At 38.1% G+C, this 17,642-nt stretch carries 15 protein-coding genes; 13 read left to right on the top strand and 2 right to left on the bottom strand.

The window, feature by feature from the left end:
• The first annotated feature begins 53 nt into the window (after window positions 1-53).
• The gene (locus GR160_RS05575) at window positions 54-1,553 is read left to right on the top strand and encodes an aminotransferase class V-fold PLP-dependent enzyme (RefSeq protein WP_160748831.1); all 1,500 of its coding nucleotides are present in this window, start codon (window positions 54-56) and stop codon (window positions 1,551-1,553) included.
• Here GR160_RS05575 and GR160_RS05570 read toward each other — a convergent pair.
• Window positions 1,531-2,439 (bottom strand): lysophospholipid acyltransferase family protein, encoded by a 909-nt coding sequence (locus GR160_RS05570; protein ID WP_160748830.1) that lies wholly within the window; start codon window positions 2,437-2,439, stop codon window positions 1,531-1,533. The genes GR160_RS05575 and GR160_RS05570 overlap by 23 nt on opposite strands.
• A gap of 111 nt (window positions 2,440-2,550) precedes the next feature.
• Between GR160_RS05570 and GR160_RS05565 the strand changes: the two genes are divergently transcribed.
• The 5 genes from GR160_RS05565 (at window position 2,551) to GR160_RS05545 (ending at window position 7,948) form a co-directional block, all read left to right on the top strand.
• The gene (locus GR160_RS05565) at window positions 2,551-3,195 is read left to right on the top strand and encodes a rhomboid family intramembrane serine protease (protein ID WP_202390715.1); all 645 of its coding nucleotides are present in this window, start codon (window positions 2,551-2,553) and stop codon (window positions 3,193-3,195) included.
• A 56-nt stretch (window positions 3,196-3,251) separates the two neighbouring features.
• Window positions 3,252-3,941, top strand: a complete 690-nt coding sequence (locus GR160_RS05560) for an SIMPL domain-containing protein (protein WP_160748829.1) — start codon at window positions 3,252-3,254, stop codon at window positions 3,939-3,941.
• 124 nt (window positions 3,942-4,065) lie between these two features.
• A complete protein-coding gene (locus tag GR160_RS05555) occupies window positions 4,066-4,326 on the top strand; it encodes a ferredoxin (RefSeq protein WP_160748828.1) in 261 nt (86 codons plus the stop codon).
• 31 nt (window positions 4,327-4,357) lie between these two features.
• On the top strand, window positions 4,358-5,821 hold the full coding sequence (locus GR160_RS05550; RefSeq protein ID WP_160748827.1) for an aminoacyl-histidine dipeptidase: 1,464 nt from the start codon (window positions 4,358-4,360) through the stop codon (window positions 5,819-5,821).
• A gap of 150 nt (window positions 5,822-5,971) precedes the next feature.
• Window positions 5,972-7,948 carry a histidine kinase gene (locus tag GR160_RS05545; RefSeq protein WP_160748826.1) on the top strand — a complete coding sequence of 659 codons (1,977 nt, stop codon included), beginning with the start codon at window positions 5,972-5,974 and terminating at the stop codon, window positions 7,946-7,948.
• Between the two features lie 3 nt (window positions 7,949-7,951).
• Here GR160_RS05545 and GR160_RS19485 read toward each other — a convergent pair whose 3' ends face one another.
• Entirely contained in the window at window positions 7,952-8,077 is a 126-nt protein-coding gene (locus GR160_RS19485; protein ID WP_255478506.1) for a hypothetical protein, read from the bottom strand.
• Between the two features lie 200 nt (window positions 8,078-8,277).
• On the opposite strand from GR160_RS19485, the gene GR160_RS05540 reads away from it, so the two are divergent.
• The 7 genes from GR160_RS05540 to GR160_RS05510 all read left to right on the top strand — a co-directional run bounded on the left by GR160_RS05540 (window position 8,278) and on the right by GR160_RS05510 (window position 17,629).
• Window positions 8,278-9,510, top strand: coding sequence for a T9SS type A sorting domain-containing protein (locus tag GR160_RS05540; RefSeq protein WP_160748825.1), 1,233 nt, complete (start codon window positions 8,278-8,280; stop codon window positions 9,508-9,510).
• Window positions 9,511-9,978: 468 nt separating this feature from the next.
• Window positions 9,979-10,794, top strand: a complete 816-nt coding sequence (cobA, locus tag GR160_RS05535; protein WP_160748824.1) for a uroporphyrinogen-III C-methyltransferase — start codon at window positions 9,979-9,981, stop codon at window positions 10,792-10,794.
• Window positions 10,784-12,487 carry a sulfite reductase flavoprotein subunit alpha gene (locus GR160_RS05530; RefSeq protein ID WP_160748823.1) on the top strand — a complete coding sequence of 568 codons (1,704 nt, stop codon included), beginning with the start codon at window positions 10,784-10,786 and terminating at the stop codon, window positions 12,485-12,487. The genes cobA and GR160_RS05530 overlap by 11 nt, the downstream gene beginning before the upstream one ends.
• Window positions 12,488-12,522: 35 nt before the next feature.
• Entirely contained in the window at window positions 12,523-14,169 is a 1,647-nt protein-coding gene (locus tag GR160_RS05525) for an NADPH-dependent assimilatory sulfite reductase hemoprotein subunit (protein ID WP_160748822.1), read from the top strand.
• 231 nt (window positions 14,170-14,400) lie between these two features.
• Window positions 14,401-15,852: a TSUP family transporter gene (locus GR160_RS05520; protein WP_160748821.1), complete on the top strand. Its 1,452-nt coding sequence runs from the start codon at window positions 14,401-14,403 to the stop codon at window positions 15,850-15,852.
• A gap of 121 nt (window positions 15,853-15,973) precedes the next feature.
• Window positions 15,974-16,930: a phosphoribosylaminoimidazolesuccinocarboxamide synthase gene (locus GR160_RS05515; RefSeq protein ID WP_160748820.1), complete on the top strand. Its 957-nt coding sequence runs from the start codon at window positions 15,974-15,976 to the stop codon at window positions 16,928-16,930.
• 303 nt (window positions 16,931-17,233) lie between these two features.
• Window positions 17,234-17,629 carry an ankyrin repeat domain-containing protein gene (locus GR160_RS05510; RefSeq protein WP_160748819.1) on the top strand — a complete coding sequence of 132 codons (396 nt, stop codon included), beginning with the start codon at window positions 17,234-17,236 and terminating at the stop codon, window positions 17,627-17,629.
• Window positions 17,630-17,642: the final 13 nt, after the last annotated feature.

The following is a 17,642-nucleotide window of genomic DNA, read 5'->3' as shown; positions in this document are numbered from 1 at the left end:
ATGACTATATCATCATTATTTTGCTAAATTTGCACTGCTAACACAACTACACTATGCTTCAGGCTGCTGATACATTGCTTACTACACAACTGGAAACTTATTTTAAAGCCTTCAGGCAAAATATTATAGGTATAGAACAGGAATTTGTTTCGCCCTTTGGCGCACAAAAAATTGTATATACCGACTGGACTGCCAGCGGACGTTTATATCAGCCTATTGAAGACAAAATGGTTAACCAGTTTGGGCCTTTTGTGGCTAACACGCATACTGAAACGACTGTTAGCGGTACTGCCATGACCATGGCCTATCATGAGGCACGCCATATTATAAAACATCATGTTAATGCCAGCCCAGACGATATACTTATTACGAACGGTACAGGCATGACGGGCGTTATAAACAAATTTCAAAGGATACTTGGGTTGAAAGTTCCGGAGAATTTACGTCCCTTTACAAAAGTACCCGATGAGAAAAAGCCTGTAGTGTTTATATCGCACATGGAGCACCATTCTAACCATACTTCGTGGTTGGAAACCATTGCTAATGTGGTTATTATTCCTGCCTGCCCTCTAGGACTTATTTGTCTTGACAGCTTTAAGAATTTGTTGGAACACTATAAAGACAGTCCGCTTAAAATAGCATCGGTAACAGCATGCTCTAATGTTACGGGCATTAAAACGCCCTATCATGAAATCGCAAAACTTATACACAGTTACAATGGGGTTTGCTTTGTAGATTTTGCCTGTTCTGCACCTTATGTAGCTATCGACATGCATCCTGCCGACGAAGAAGCAAGGCTTGATGCCGTGTTCTTTTCACCTCACAAATTTTTGGGAGGGCCCGGTACAGCAGGAGTACTGGTGTTTAATAAAAAGCTGTACAAAAACATGATACCCGACCAGCCGGGCGGTGGTACCGTGAGTTGGACAAACCCATGGGGCGAGCACAAATATCTTGATAATATTGAAGAGCGCGAAGATGGCGGCACTCCCGGATTTTTACAGGTTATAAAAACTGCCCTTGCCATTAGGCTTAAAGAAAAAATGGGAGTAGAAAACATACTAAAAAGAGAGGAAGAGCTTTTAGAATATGTTTTCAACAGTTTAGGCGCGGTCGAAAATATTAATATACTGGCCCCTCAGCACACTAACAGGCTTGGAGTAATTTCTTTTTACATAGATGGATTGCATTTTAACCTTGGTGTTAAATTGCTAAACGACAGGTTTGGTATACAAACCCGTGGCGGTTGCAGTTGTGCCGGTACCTATGGGCATTACCTGCTGCATGTAGACCAGGAGCAGTCGCATTATCTTACTGATAAAATATCGTTAGGGGATCTGATACAAAAACCGGGATGGATTCGTATGTCTATACACCCAACTACAACTAATGCTGAAATACAGTATGTGTGCGACAGTATAAAGGCATTGGCACTAAACCATGAAGAATGGGCAGCAGATTACCAGTACAACAAAAATACTAATGAGTTTACACACATTGCCGATAATGCAGAGGCATTAACCGCAGCAGTTAAGAATTGGTTGGAGGTATAAAACCCGGTGGGTCGTTGCGGCGGTGTTTAAAGCGTTTATGCGTCCAAAGATAATATTCTGGCTGCTCCCTGATTTGTTCTTCCATAAGGCGTAGAAAGATGTCGGTTATCTCATAATTGGCATATTCTTTTGGCTCTTTCTCTAAACTGATAAAAGTAGCTTTATAGTAACCTCTTTTTATTTTTGCCCCTTTTACCATCATAACATTAAGGTCCATCTTTTTGGCAAGCATTTCGGCACCTACGTGCACGGGCACTTCCATACCAAAAAGGTTTGTCCAGTATATGGCACTGTCCAGTTTAGGCGACTGGTCGCTTAAAAAGCCGTAGTAGGCCAATATACCTTTGCGCTTATGGTCTCTTATTGCCGGAATAACAGCACGGGTGTCTATAAGGTAAGCATCAAATTTGTTGCGTATTTTTTTTACGAGCGCATCAAAATATTTGTTGCGTATTGTTTTATAAATACCATATCCTTTGTGGGTAGATAAATACTTGTTCATAATAAGCAGCCATTCATAGCTGCCATAATGGGCACATATTAAAGCTATACTTTTACCCTTAGCCTCATATTCGTGTACCAGCTCTATATTTTCGAGTATAAAGCGCTTTTTCATTTCTTTTTCAGAAATATTTATGGTCTTTATCATTTCTACAAGGGTATCGCAGAAATGATGAAAAAACTTTCTTTCTATGTCCAACCGTTCTTTGGCACTGAGATGCGGTAGAGCAAGGGCTAAGTTAAGACGTACTGTTTTTTTACGATAACCAACTATTTTATAAGCAACAACATATAAAATATCCGATAAAAAATAAAGCACCCTGAAAGGGAGTATAGATATGAACCAAAATATGGGATATAGAACGATGTATCCTAATAAGTGCATCCTTTTTTTTACAAATATACTTTTATTTATTATAAAATTACATTTTTAGCAACAGTTGTAAGCTTTGATTTACAATGCATATTAACTAATTTTACATCTCAAAAATTGTGTATGGATATAAATATAGCACTATTAGCCATTATAGCGGCTAATGCACTGGTAAGTTTTAAGGGGTTTAATGATATATCATTTTTCAGGAAATATGAATTTTACATTGGAGGCATAAGGGCAGGAGAGCAGTACCGAATGCTTACAAGTGCGTTTTTACATGCCGATGTTATGCACTTGGTATTCAATATGCTTACACTTTATTTTTTTGCTCCTGTGGTAATAGCCTTTATGGGAACGTTTACTTTTTTACTGGTCTACATTGTAAGCCTTGTTGCAGGAAGTCTGCTTACTTTGTATTTCCATAAAAATGATTATTGGTACAGGGCTATTGGTGCATCGGGAGCAGTTACAGGAGTTTTGTACTCTTCTATATTATTAGCTCCTGATATGACGTTGAGTCTGTACTTTTTTCTTCCAATACCTGCCTATGTGTTTGGTATTGGCTATTTGTTATATTCTATTTATGGCATGAAAGCTAAAAGCGACAATATTGGCCATGTGGCACACTTTGGCGGGGCTATTGGCGGGTTTGCCATAACGCTTTCGAGACAACCAAATATGATATATGATAACACATTGATGGTTATATTGTTACTTATACCAATTATTGTATTGTTTATACTCGCTAAAATGAATAAAATATAAAGATTTTAAAACTGGCACGCAATTTGAATTTCTTACAGAAAATAAAAATAAACACCATGAAAAAGATCGCACTTTTAGTTTTAGTATTTGTTGGCTCAATTGCCCAAGCACAGGTACAACCCAACCAGCAGCCACAGATAAATGTATCGGGCGAAGGAAAAATTATTGTAGCACCCGATCAGGCCGATATTACTGTTGGCTTTAGTAACAAAGGCAAAGATGCCAACGAGGTAAAGAAAATTAATGATGCAGCTATAGATAAGGTTGTAAAGTACCTTAAAAGCCAAAAGCTGGCACAGGGCGATTATCAAACCCAAAGAGTTCGACTAAACCGCGAATACGATGCTTCTTCTAAAAAAGAGGTTTACGCTGCTTCTCAAACAATAGTAATACACCTAAAAGATATTACAAAATATGATGAGTTAATGATGGGGCTTAACGATGCGGGAATTAACAGTATAGAAGGAATAAGTTTTAAAACTTCTAAACAGGAGCAATATGAAAGCGAAGCAAGGGTTAAAGCCGTTGCCGATGCCAATAAAAAAGCAACAGATTATACCACAGCCCTTGGTCAAAAACTGGGTAAGGCAGTTATGGTTACAGATAATACGCAAACCTACTACCCACAGGTAATGCGCATGAGTATGATGGAAAAAAGTATGGCTGCAGATTCGCCAAGAGAAACACTTGCAATAGGAGAGATCACTATAACAGCCAACGTAAACATCAGCTATCTGTTAAATTAACGGTTGAATAAATATATGATTAGCCCTGAAAATTACAGTTAATTTTCAGGGCTTATTTATTAGATGAAATAGCTATTACAATCGTAAATAAGTACCTTTGTAATAATAAAGACAAAGTTGCCTCATGAAAAAGATCAATGCTCCGGAGAAGGTAATTTTTATTTGCGACGGTAAAAAATGCTGCCGTTACAGTAATGATATCCGTAAAGGCTTTAAAGAGCTTATAAAAGAAAACGGACTGAAGAAACAAATTGAATTACAGTATACAGACTGTACAGGCAACTGCAAGCATGCTCCGGTTATATGCCTTCAGCCTGAAAACATTTGGCTTGGAGAAGTCGAGCCTAAAAATATAAAATCGATTTTTAAAGAACATTTTTTATAACCCGATATAGACAACAAACTAAAATAAATACATGAGCCAGGAAATCAGAAACCTTGAGCCAAAAGCACTTTGGAATAAATTTGCCGATTTAAATGCGGTACCCCGTCCTTCTAAAAAAGAAGAGCGCGTTATAGCCTTTATGAAAGATTTTGGTGCTAAACTAAATCTTGAAACTATTGTAGACCAAGTAGGCAACGTTATCATTAAAAAGCCGGCCACTCCGGGGCAGGAAAACCGTAAAACTATTGTAATGCAGAGCCATCTTGATATGGTGCATCAAAAAAACAACGATACAGTTTTTGATTTTGAAACCCAAGGGATAGAAATGTATACAGATGGCGACTGGGTTCGTGCAAAAGGAACTACCCTTGGTGCTGATAACGGACTTGGAGTTGCCACAATCATGGCTATCTTAGAAAGTACAGATATTGTTCACCCTGCTATAGAAGCTCTGTTTACTATAGATGAGGAAACAGGAATGACCGGTGCAATGGGACTTAAAGGAGGCCTGCTTAAAGGAGAAATACTCCTTAATCTTGATACAGAAGAGGATGACGAAATAGACATAGGCTGTGCCGGGGGTATAGATGTTACTGCTGAACGTACTTATCATGAAGAAGAGGTGCCTGAAAATTCTGTTGCTTATACTATTACTGTAAAAGGCCTTAACGGAGGTCATAGCGGTATGGATATCAATAAAGGTTTGGGGAATGCCAATAAAATCATGAACCGTTTGCTGTTTGATAGTTTTGAAAATTTCGGTTTGCAGATAGCCGAGATAAATGGAGGCAGCCTGCGCAATGCTATTCCGCGTGAAAGTGTGGCAAAGGTTATCATTTCTGAAATTTTTGATGAAGCTTTTGTGTTTGATATGCAGGAGGTTATTGGAGATATTAAAACGGAATATAAAACTACAGAGCCTAATCTTGTTATAGCTATAGAGAAAGCAGAACTGCCTGCAAAGGTTATGGATCTTGGTGTACAGGAAGGTTTAGTGCGTGCGCTATATGCTGCACACAATGGTGTGTACAGAATGAGTGCCGATATGGAAGACCTGGTTGAAACATCAAACAACATTGCACGTGTGGTGGTTAAAGATGGTAAAATACATATTGGTTGCCTTACGCGTTCTTCTGTAGAGAGCTCTAAGATGGATCTGGCAAATGCATTGCGTGCCACTTTTGAGCTAATTGGCTGTGAGGTTTCACAAACAGGTTCTTACCCAGGATGGACACCCAATGTAAATTCGCCTATACTTGAAGTACTTAAAGAAATATATGAAAAACAAAACGGTGCCAAACCAAATGTTGTAGCTTGCCACGCCGGGCTTGAGTGTGGTATTTTGGGTACTAACTATCCTGATATGGATATGATTTCATTTGGTCCTACCATAAAAGGTGCTCACAGCCCCGATGAAAGGGCGAGTATATCGTCTGCTCAAAAATATTGGAAGTTTGTTTTAGAGATATTACAAAACATTCCTCTTAAAAACTAACTACAAAATTAAGCTTGTAAAAAAAGTCTTTCGTTTTAAAATGAAAGACTTTTTTGTATTCAAAATTTAACTTTTTAATAGTTCTTTCCTATTAAAGTAGTTGTAATATCTGCTATCTTTGCTATTATGCACGCCTAATACCAACTACAAATGCATTACTCTGTAAGGCTTTTACTACTATCTCTTTTTATTTTATTATTGCCAGTAGGCAAAATTTCGGCACAAAATTATAATGTAGATTCACTCAAACAAATTGTGGCCAGCGCAAAACATGACACAATCAAACTTGGGGCAATCAGTTATATACTAATAAATATTCCGGGCGAAGGAAAAGAATATAATTACTATCGTGATAAATTTAAAAGTATTGCCAACATAGGGCTGAAGTCTAATCCGGACCCTGAAACTAAGAAGCAATATTTTAGCGCCCTTGGAATGTACAATGTGTACAAGAGCTATGAAACAATGCAAACCGACATTGTTACCTCGATAAAATATATTGACAAGAGTATTGAATATTTTACAAAGGCAGATGATAAGCGAAATCTTTCGAGTGCTTATGTGGGCGTAGGTACCTTATATTACAAAATTGGTAACAGGGAAAAAGCTATTTCAAATTTTTTTAAGGGCTTAAAGCAATTTGAACTACTCAAAGATAATGAAGGTATTGCCTACGCAAGCCAGAATATTGCTAATGCCTATGGATCCGAAAGTAGCAGTAAAGCCGTTCCCTACTTTTTTAAAGCCCTTGAATACTATAAAGATGAGAGCGTTCTTAGCCTTCAGGATAAAGCGCAAAAAGCTTATTTATTAGCCTCACTGGGGGATTATTATATAAATGCAAAAGATTGCGGCAATGCAAACCTTTATTTTGAGAAAAGCCTTGCTGTTGCAAAGCAGGTAGAAGATGGTAACCTGCTCTCAGAACTTTATTGCAGGCAGGGAAAAGCCGAGGAGCGATGTAATAAAAATTATGCTAAAGCATTAGGTTTATATGACCAGGCCCTTAAAATTGGTACGCTTGATGAGAATCGTGCCCGTGCCCTTTTAAATAAAGGGCATGTACAATTGTTGCAAAAAAGTTATAAAGAAGCCGAAAAAAACCTTAACGAAGCTTTAGTATTAGAAAGAAAGGTAGGTTACCTTAACGCAAGAAAAGATGCTCTTGGTTATTTGTATGATCTTTATAAACAAACCGGGAATTATAAAAAAGCAGTAGATATTATAGACCGATATAACCGCGCTAAAGACAGCCTGGATGAAGAGAAGAGCCACGATGCGCTTACAAAACAACAGTTGACTTATGATTATGAAAAGAGGGAGCTTCAAAGCAAATTGGCGCAGGAGCGCAGGTTATCTGAAATTAAATTAGAGAACGAACGCCAAAATACCCGAAAAGATATTATGATAGCAGTAATTGCAATGATAGTTGTAATACTGATAATTAGTCTTGTTTATCTGTATAAATACTTTAAACAAAAAAATATTATTACTGCCAATAAAAATAATGAGCTGAGACAAAAACTCCTGCTTACGCAAATGAACCCACATTTTATATTTAACTCTGTAGACAATATTCAAAGCCTCATCTATGCCGATAAGAATGATGAAGCAGTAAACTATCTTACTAAGTTTTCTAAACTTACCCGTCAGATACTGGAACACTCTACCGAGGATTATATTACACTTGATGAGGAGTTAAGCATGACCAAAAACTACCTTGCCATACAACAACTTTTATATAATAATAATTTTACATATACCGTTGATGCTGATGATGACATTGACGCAGAGTTTATTCTTTTACCTCCAATGCTAACACAGCCATTTATAGAAAATGCAGTTAAGCATGGATTAAAAAATACGCAGGAGGGAGGAAAAATAAACGTACGATTCTATATGCACAATGATTCCCTGTTCTTTGAAGTTACAGACAATGGTACGGGCATTATAGCTAAAGAAGACGATAATAAGCACAGATCTCTTGCAACCCAAATAGTTACTGAAAGATTAAAAGGTAATGCCAATAGGAAAACTATTGATATTGAGATATCTAATATAGTAGATAATGAAAAAGTTCAAGGTGTAATAACAAGGTTTGAAATACCCTACATAAAGGATATTTAAAAGTTACATTCTATCGCAATAACCCAACAAATAGTATATTACTATAAATGCTATAATTGTACCTATACAACCGCCGCCAAGTTTTTTTGCACCCCATCCGGCAATAAGTGCGCGTATCAGTTTATTCATAAATGGTATTATTTTTTGTTTTAAATAAATCTACGCACTAAATGTGGCTTATTTAAATCATTTAACTTTTTATAGGGCCTATTATTAGTTTTATTTATTCAAGATATTGATAATTAAAATATTACAATGCTAAAAGTATGCTAATTTAAAATACATGCATCCTCATCTTTTGTAACTTTAAGTAAATAAACTACACTGCTATGAAAACTCTATACCTATTTTTAGTCTTCGCTGTGCTTAACCTCTATCAGGTTGCAGCGCAGGTATCCGGGTGTACAGATCCTCTTTCGCGTAATTATAACCCTAATGCTACCATTAACGACGGAAGCTGTGTGTATTCATCAGGATCTGTATCATTAGTCAATACTGTCGATTTGTCGGCTACAATAAATGAAACTTCCGGTCTTATACTTTGGGATAATAGAATCTATACCCATAATGATAATACTGATATAAACCTTTACGGACTTGATACAAACGGAACTATTGCTCAAACGCTACCCGTTGCAGGCACCAGTAATCAGGATTGGGAAGATATAGACCAGGACAGCAATTATATTTACATTGCAGAAACCGGAAATAATGTTAACGGCAACCGCACTAATTTGCGCATTATAAGGGTAGATAAAGCGGGGTTGTTAGCAGGTAACCCAACTGTAAATTCTATAAACTTCAGTTATTCCAATCAAACCAGTTTTACAGCTACAGGTAATAATAATACCGATTTTGATTGTGAAGCCATTATTGTAGGTACAGATAATATTTACCTTTTCACCAAGCAATGGGTTAGCAGACAAACAAGCGTTTACAGCCTTCCTAAAACACCGGGCACCTATACTGCGCAACTTTTAACTACCTATAATGTGAGTGGTTTAGTTACCGGGGCTACTTATTTAGAAGATAAGAACCTTATAGTACTTTGTGGTTATAGTACTACTTTACAGCCATTTTTATATTTGTTGTATGATTTTAATGAAGACAATTTTTTTGGTGCTAATAAAAGAAAGCTGAGTTTACCGCTTGCATTTCATCAGGTAGAAGGAATTTCTACAGATAATGGATTGGATTACTACATTAGTAATGAGCATTTTCAGCAATCAATTATAAATGTACCGCAAAGGCTTCATAGTTTAGACCTGTCTGCCTATCTTGAAGGATATCTGCAAACATTAAGCAATGCTAATATTCAGACATTGACAGATGCAGGTATTATTATTTTTCCTAATCCTGCATTTAGCAATATAACCATACAGTGTCCGGCTGATTTTGTAGGGAGGCAATACAGCATAATCGATCTTTCAGGGCGTGTAGTACTGGCAGGTACATTAAACGGCACAGAAAATGTTATTGATATAGTATCTCTTAGTGCATCTGTTTACACCATTATAATTAGTGGGTTTGAAAATGATGCTTTTAAGCTGGTGAAAAAATAGATCATCAACACTGTAGAGGGGCAGTTTTATAAAGCTTAACAATTATTTTTTTAAATATATTGCCGTATTAAAAAATACTTTATTAAGTTTGCATTGCTTAAATATTAATCAATGCAAAATATATTTACAATGTGTGCAATGTGTTGCTGCCCAAATAGGGGGGATGCTTTGCTGTTATATACATTTGGTAAATAACCTTATATAGCAAAACTCCCCTGGAAACATGGGAGTTTTTTTTATCCATTAATTTTTTTAATCATGTACACTAACCTTAATCTTTTTACAAATTCAATCCATAAACTCTATATACACTATAGGGTATATTGTTGTTGTATGTGTAAAACTAAGATGAGGCATGAGTATCATTATTAAACTGTAATAATAATTTTTACAAAAGCCTCTCTTTTTAAAGCAGAGGCTTTTTTTATAATTTAAAATTAGAACAACTACTTACAAACAATATATTTTATGAGTTCACTTCACAACGGCAGGGTAATACTTGCAGGCGCCGGTCCTGGCGACCCCGACCTGATTAGCGTTAAAGCGCTCAGGTATTTACAAAAAGCAGATGTAATTTTAACAGACAGGCTGGTGTCACCAGTGCTTATTGCAGAAAATGCACGCCACGATGCACAGATTATTTATGTGGGCAAACAGTGCAGCAGAGGCATACACACCCCACAGCAGGATATAAATGCTTTAATGACAGAACTTGCACAGCAAGGCAAACTGGTATTGAGGCTAAAAGGCGGAGATGCATCATTATTTTCTAATGTGTTGGATGAGCTCGAGGTTTTAAAAGCAAACAATATACCGTACGAAATTGTGCCGGGAATCTCGGCGGCGTTTGGTGCAGCGGCCTATACTGCTATACCGCTAACAGCTCGCGAGCATTCACGTGGAGTGAGGTTTTTGACATTATTCGACCTGAAATCAGTTACACTAAACCAGTGGCGTGATTGGGCTGAGACTGATGATACGCTTGTGTTTTATATGAGTGGCCAGAAATTACTGGCACTCGCCCAAAAGCTTGCTGCATTTGGCATAGACGATACTAAAAGTATCGCCATAGTACAGCAGGCAACCACGCCTAACCAAAAAACTACGGTGCTGAGTTTTCAGGAATTAAAAGATAGAGGTTTGCCAGCGTTTGAATATGTTCCTACGCTGATTATTGTGGGTAGTGTGGTAAACCTGCATAAGCAATATGCCTGGCTGAAAGAAAGTGGAAACTCCGATTCTTATTTTGATAACCATAAATCTACCTACCAAAATGCTATCTGAAGGAAAGAAAACACTATTGCAACAATTGGTGCTTAACGCCTCTAAAGACGAACTGATATGGATAAACGGTTATGTTTCAGGCCTGCTTGAAAGCAGTGGAACTACATTTGCCCCACAAACAGAAGTACCTCATGTAGTTGCTGTTAAACCAACCATTATATATGGTACTGAGACAGGAAATTCTAAAAAGGTAAGTTCGCAAATATTAACCGGATTTAAAAAGAACAAGATTCAGGCAAAATCTATAGATGTTTTTCAATATGATGTTGCCAAACTGGCAAAAGAGACTCATGTACTTTTTATTATGAGCACGCAGGGCGAGGGCGAGTTTCCTCAAAATGCTCAGGCTTTTTACGATAAGTTGTCTAATTCCGATATCAACCTGAGTCATCTAAAATATGCGGTTTTGGGCCTTGGAGATACATCATATCCTTTGTATTGCTATGCAGGGGAGCTTTTGGATGCCGCACTCGAAAAGCTAGGAGCGCAACGTCTATTACCATTAGTCAAAGCGGATGTGGATTATGCCGAAACCGTAGCCCAATGGGAGAGCCACCTCAAATCAGCTTTTGAGAGTGAGGGTAAAACACAGGCAACAAATACTAGTATTTCTAAGTCAACAGCACCAACATCCCACAAAACTTACTATAAAGGCAGTATTAGCCATAAAGTGATCTTAAACGACAGGGGGTCTAATAAAGAAACCTATCATATAGAAATACAGAGTGAGGATGTAGTGAGCTATGAACCAGGCGATGCTTTGGGGATAGTACCTTTTAATGATGAGTATACCATTCAAAAAATATTAAGTTATTTTAAGGAAGATGGCAGCAGGAAGATAACCTTGAAAGACAGGACAGAAACAATAAATCAATGGCTTGCGGAATGTAATGTTAAAGGGCTTAGTAAACGTAGTATAGGCCAAATAGCCTCATTGTTAGAAACGGTTTATGATGCTGAGAAAGCCGACCTGAACGATATACTTGCTGTCGTAGATATTCCCGCAAAAGTAACCATAGATAGCATTATAGAACTGTTGTTGCCAATTGCACCAAGATTGTATTCCATTTCTTCGTCTATAGATGCGCACGATGGCGAAGTGCATTTAACCGTTACCCTTGACACTTTTAAAGTTAAAGATGAACTTAGGGAAGGACTGGCTTCAAACTTTTTGGCACATTTCCCTTTAAACACGCCTTTTGATTTTTACATACATAAAAACAACAACTTCAGGTTGCCTGCCGACGATAAAGATATTATAATGATCGGTCCGGGAACAGGTATTGCTCCGTTCAGGAGTTTCATTTCGCACCGCGATGCTATAGGTGCCGAGGGTAAGAACTGGCTGTTTTTTGGGGAGCAACATTTTGTGCTCGACTTTTATTACCAAACCGAAATTCAGGAGTGGCTGACTACCGGGGTGCTCAACAAATTTGATGTGGCATTTTCGCGAGACCAACAGCACAAAATATATGTTCAGGACCGCATTAAGGAAAAAGCAGCCGAGTTTGACCAGTGGCTTCAAAATGGTGCAAGCCTGTATATATGCGGGCAAAAGCACCCCATGGGTACCGATGTTGAGAATACTATTACAGAAGTGATTTCGGCAGCACGCGGCATTAGTTTAGACGATGCCAGGCAGGTATTGGCGGAGCTGGAAGAACAGGGAAGGTACCAAAAGGATGTGTACTAAGAGGATTTAAGATTGAAAATTTAAAGATTGAAAAAATGAGTGAGAAATTATCACACGTAGAAGATATAAAAACAAAAAGCGACGGCCTTAGAGGTACGCTTAAAGAAAGCCTTAATGATAATCATACCGGAGGGTTAAGACCGGATGACGAAGTACTGGTTAAATTTCATGGCATGTATGTTCAGGACGACCGCGACCGCCGTGCCGAGCGTTTGGAAAAAAAACTTGATAAACTGTATTCCTTCATGCTGCGCCTGCGTATTCCGGGAGGCATTATTACGGCTGACCAATGGCTGGCAAGCCATGAAATATCTGAACAATATGGCACAGGAACCATAAAAATAACCACAAGACAAACTATTCAGCTTCATGGTTTGTTGAAACACCAGCTTCGTCCAACTATACAGGCATTTAATCTTGCCAAGCTTGACTCTATTGCTGCCTGTGGCGATGTAAACCGCAACGTTATTACAAGTGCGCATCCGCAGGTATCGCCATTGCATCAGGAAGTATATGAGTATGCCGATAAAATATCAGACCTGTTGCTGCCAAAGACCAATGCTTATTATGAAGTTTGGATAGACGGCGAAAAGATATACGAGCGTTCTCAGGAGGCCGATCCACTATATCAGGACCGTTACTTGCCACGTAAGTTTAAGATAGCGGTTGCTATTCCGCCTACAAATGATGTAGACGTTTTTGCTAACGACCTTGGTTTGATTGCCATTATAGAAAACAACGAGCTAAAAGGCTTTAATATAGTTGTGGGAGGCGGCATGGCAACTACACACGGTAACCCTGATACCTATTCGCGTTTAGGAAGCGTACTTGGCTTTACCGATACCGAAGAGAAAACCCTGAAAGCTGTGTATGAGGTGGCAACAATTCAGCGTGATTTTGGCAACAGGAGCGACCGTAAATTTTCCCGCTTAAGATACACCATCGATAAAATGACGGTGCCGGGCTTTAAAGCCGAACTGGAGAAGCGCATAGGCTTTGAGCTGTTGCCGGAACGGCCTTATGAATTTACAGAGCGAACCGACCGTTATGGCTGGCAGCAAAACTTTGAAAATAAATGGTACTATACACTGTTTGTAGAAAATGGTGTTATAAAACCCGACCAAAAGCAGTTTTTGTATGAGGTAGCGCAACTAAAAGTATCAAACTTTATATTTACCGGTAACCAAAACCTTATTTTAGGAGAGATAGATGAGGCCGGTAAAAATGCTGTAGAATCATTACTTATAAAATACAGTATTAATAAAGATGATAGTGCACTTCGCAAAAATTCTATGGCGTGTGTAGCATTGCCTACCTGCCCCCTTGCACTGGCAGAGGCACAACGCTACCTGCCGGAGCTGGTTACTAAAATAGAGCCGTTTTTAGAAAAATATAAGCTGCAGGACGAAGAAATCAGCATCAGGATGACGGGATGTCCTAACGGTTGTGGCCGTCCTTATGTATCTGAACTTGGTTTTATAGGAACAGCACCGGGGCAGTATAACTTTATGCTTGGTGGCGACCGTTTTGGCGAAAGACTTAATAAAGTCTATAAAGAAAAACTGAATGAAGCAGAGATTCTTACCGAGGTAGACACGCTTTTGGGGCTGTATATAAACGAACGCACTGAGGGAGAAACCCTGGGCGATTTTGGGCACAGAAAATTCTTTGCCGGTAATTAATTTTTAGCCATAATCTGAATTTAGTGGGACTGGTGAGACAATTAAACATATAAAATTTATACCTACAAGGTCTATAAGACCTTGCAGGATTTCAAAAGAATGTAATAGGGGCGAACCTGCAAGGTTTTTTTAAACCTTGTAGGTTTTAACTATACGTAGCATTTTTGCATAAATTATAAGTTTTTATCAGGCTGATATCCAACGAAAATTCGTGGCTTAATATCAAAGTAAATGAGCAATACTCTATTTCCTGTTTTTTTAAAGACCGAAACTGCCCGCTTTTTAATAGTAGGTGGTGGTAATGTAGGGCTTGAAAAAACAGAAACCCTGCTTAGGCAAAACCCCGATGTAAACATTACGGTGGTTGCCACGCAGATTTTTCCGGAGCTGGCGGAGGTTATTAGCAGGCATCCGCAGATACAGTACCACGAGCGCCCTTTTGAAGAGGCCGACCTCGAGGCTGCCGATTTTGTTATAGCAGCTACTAATAACCGCGCGGTTAATGCTGTAATTAAGCAGCAGGCAAACGCACGCCATATACTGGTAAACGCTGCCGACCAACCCGAGCTGTGCGATTTTTATTTAGGATCTATAGTTAATAAAGGCAGTTTAAAGATCGCAATATCTACCAATGGTAAATCGCCCGTACTGGCACGCAGAATGCGCGAGCACCTTGAAGAAGCAATACCCGATGACATAAACGTTAGCATTGATAACCTGAACGCTTTCAGAAATAAACACAAAGGTAGTTTTCAGGAAAAGGTAGCTGACCTCAATAAGATAACCCAAACGCTCAGCAGTAACAAATCGGTTAAAAAACCACGCAACTATCAAAAACTTGTTTTAGAAATTTCGCTGCTCTTTGCTGTATTTTTTATTGGATATGGCATATCTACTGTTTTATCTTTTAATGAGCTTAAAGAGCATGTAATTGCTATACCTAATGAGTTTTATGCCATGCTCTTAGTGGGTTTTATAGCACAGTTGGTAGATGGTGCCGTTGGGCTGGGGTATGGCGTTACCTGTGCTGTTAGCATGATGATGTTTGGGGTTAACCTTCCGTCTATCAGTGGAAGTATCCACACTGCCGAGATGTTTAGCAGCGGTGTGAGTGGTTATTCACATTACAAATTTGGTAACGTAAACAAAAAGCTGTTGTTCTGGCTTATTATCCCGGGAGTTATAGGGTCATTTTTAGGGGCAAGCCTGCTGATATATTTAGGCAATACTTATGAAATAGTTACTTATGCCATATTATCATCTTATACATTGATTATAGGCATACGTTTAATAATTATTGCTTTTAGAAAGAAACAACCTAAAGGTAAAGTAAAGCGCGCAGGTTTATTAGGGTTTTCAGGAGGTTTTTTAGATGCCTTCAGCGGAGGTGGCTGGGGGCCGATAGTTACATCATCATTATTGGCTAAAGGCAGAAAGTCGAGCTATGTGGTGGGTACGGTTAGCCTTGCCGAATTTTTTGTAACCTTAACCGCTGCAATTACATTTTTTGCATCGTTGGGTGTCAGTCATTGGTATATTGTGGTAGGGCTTATAGTTGGAGGGATAGCTGCCGCACCATTGGCAGCGAAACTGGCGGGTAAATTACCTCAAAAAGCTGCATTGCTGGCTGTTGCATTTTTAGTTATTGTTTTTAGTGTTCGTATATTTTTAAAAATGATTTAGGTTATTTGGATCTGAAATATATTTATATCGTTTTGGTACATTAAAAATTAAGAAATCATAATTAATGTAATAACTTTATTATTTTTGCATCCTTAACTACAAAACAACAAACTACAGGCACATGTCACAAAACAACACCATTACAGCTACTGATTTTAATTTTCCTGGTCAGGTATCTGTGTACCGCGGTAAGGTTAGGGAAGTCTACAATATAAATAATGAGTTATTGGTTATGGTAGCTACCGACAGGCTTTCGGCTTTTGATGTGGTTTTACCAAAAGGTATTCCGTACAAAGGACAAATATTAAACCAGATAGCTACAAAATTTATGCGTCTTACAGAGGATATTGTTCCTAACTGGCTTATAGATACTCCGGATCCTAATGTGGCAGTTGGACATTTATGCGAACCTTTTAAGGTAGAGATGGTAATCAGAGGTTACCTTAGTGGTCATTCTGCCCGCGAATATGCTGCCGGCAAAAGAGTGCTTTGCGGTGTTGAGCTTGCGGAAGGACTTAAGGAGAACGATAAATTTCCGGCACCTATCATTACCCCAACTACAAAAGCAGACTTTGGCGAGCACGATGTTGATATTTCCCGTGAAGAAATATTGACAAAAGGTATTGTATCTGAAGAAGATTATTTAGTACTTGAAAAATATACCCGTGCTTTGTTTCAGCGTGGCACAGAGATAGCCGCATCACGCGGACTCATACTTGTAGATACTAAATATGAGTTTGGAAAAACCAAAGACGGCAAGATCGTTTTGATCGATGAAATCCATACTCCCGATTCATCACGCTATTTTTATGCCGATGGGTATCAGCAACGCCAAAACAATGGGGAAGCTCAAAAGCAATTGAGTAAAGAATTTGTTAGGCAATGGCTCATTGCTAACAATTTTCAGGGCAAGGAAGGGCAGGAGATACCCGTTATGACGGAAGAATATGTAGACTCTGTATCTGAAAGGTATATCGAACTTTATGAAAATATCATTGGCGAGAAATTTGCAAAAGCAGATATTACAAATATTCAACAACGTATTGAACAAAATGTATTGAATTATTTAAAAAAATAATCTCAACTTTTTAATTCTTTAAACCGCCTTTAAACAGGCGGTTTTTGTTTTTTATATTATGTATGCATACAAAACTACAAATGTTAAAATTATGTTAAAATTAAATTTTACTGTAACCATTTCGGGGTTGTCGTCGTCTATTATTTTAAACGGGGCAATCATCAATTATTAATCAAATCATCAATCAATAGGTTTCTTTAGAAACAACAGATCAATCATCAATCAAAAAACAATTTTATTTTTAAATAATCAACAATTATTTATTTTTCAATCATCATCAATCAATCATAAATCACAATCATCATGAAAAAATCAATCATCACCCTAAGTTTAGTTTTAGCAACTTTTTTTGCTTCTAATGTAAATGCATCGGTTAATGTAAATGCTGTAAATTCATCAGTTGCTGCATATACAAATAAAATAACAGCAACACCGCTTACCCAAGCCATTGCTAAAGGCGACATAGAAGCTGTTAAGAAATTTATTGAGTATGGGTCAAATGTAAACGAGACTTCTAATGACATGACCCCACTTATGGTAGCTGCCCGCTACAACCAGGTGGAAATTATTAACCTGCTTTTAGCTAAAGGTGCTAATGCCGAAGTTAAAAACAGTAAAGGTTATAATGCCCTTAAATATGCGCAGCTTAGCAATGCCAACGCAGCAGAAACTGTTTTAGTACAGACTGCAAGAGCTTAAAAAATCTCTTTAT

Source organism: Flavobacterium sp. Sd200, assembly GCF_009826935.1.
Classification (GTDB): domain Bacteria; phylum Bacteroidota; class Bacteroidia; order Flavobacteriales; family Flavobacteriaceae; genus Flavobacterium.
This window is presented reverse-complemented; position numbering and strand designations above follow the sequence as displayed.

Coding starts and splice junctions, on each gene's coding strand:
- GR160_RS05555 (WP_160748828.1), top strand. CDS start 4,066: ATGAAAAAGATCAATGCTCCGGAGAAGGTAATTTTTATTTGCGACGGT.
- GR160_RS05575 (WP_160748831.1), top strand. CDS start 54: ATGCTTCAGGCTGCTGATACATTGCTTACTACACAACTGGAAACTTAT.
- GR160_RS05525 (WP_160748822.1), top strand. CDS start 12,523: ATGAGTGAGAAATTATCACACGTAGAAGATATAAAAACAAAAAGCGAC.
- GR160_RS05560 (WP_160748829.1), top strand. CDS start 3,252: ATGAAAAAGATCGCACTTTTAGTTTTAGTATTTGTTGGCTCAATTGCC.
- GR160_RS05540 (WP_160748825.1), top strand. CDS start 8,278: ATGAAAACTCTATACCTATTTTTAGTCTTCGCTGTGCTTAACCTCTAT.
- GR160_RS05565 (WP_202390715.1), top strand. CDS start 2,551: ATGGATATAAATATAGCACTATTAGCCATTATAGCGGCTAATGCACTG.
- GR160_RS05520 (WP_160748821.1), top strand. CDS start 14,401: ATGAGCAATACTCTATTTCCTGTTTTTTTAAAGACCGAAACTGCCCGC.
- GR160_RS05550 (WP_160748827.1), top strand. CDS start 4,358: ATGAGCCAGGAAATCAGAAACCTTGAGCCAAAAGCACTTTGGAATAAA.
- GR160_RS19485 (WP_255478506.1), bottom strand. CDS start 8,077: ATGAATAAACTGATACGCGCACTTATTGCCGGATGGGGTGCAAAAAAA.
- GR160_RS05515 (WP_160748820.1), top strand. CDS start 15,974: ATGTCACAAAACAACACCATTACAGCTACTGATTTTAATTTTCCTGGT.
- GR160_RS05570 (WP_160748830.1), bottom strand. CDS start 2,439: ATGCACTTATTAGGATACATCGTTCTATATCCCATATTTTGGTTCATA.
- GR160_RS05510 (WP_160748819.1), top strand. CDS start 17,234: ATGAAAAAATCAATCATCACCCTAAGTTTAGTTTTAGCAACTTTTTTT.
- GR160_RS05545 (WP_160748826.1), top strand. CDS start 5,972: ATGCATTACTCTGTAAGGCTTTTACTACTATCTCTTTTTATTTTATTA.
- cobA (WP_160748824.1), top strand. CDS start 9,979: ATGAGTTCACTTCACAACGGCAGGGTAATACTTGCAGGCGCCGGTCCT.
- GR160_RS05530 (WP_160748823.1), top strand. CDS start 10,784: ATGCTATCTGAAGGAAAGAAAACACTATTGCAACAATTGGTGCTTAAC.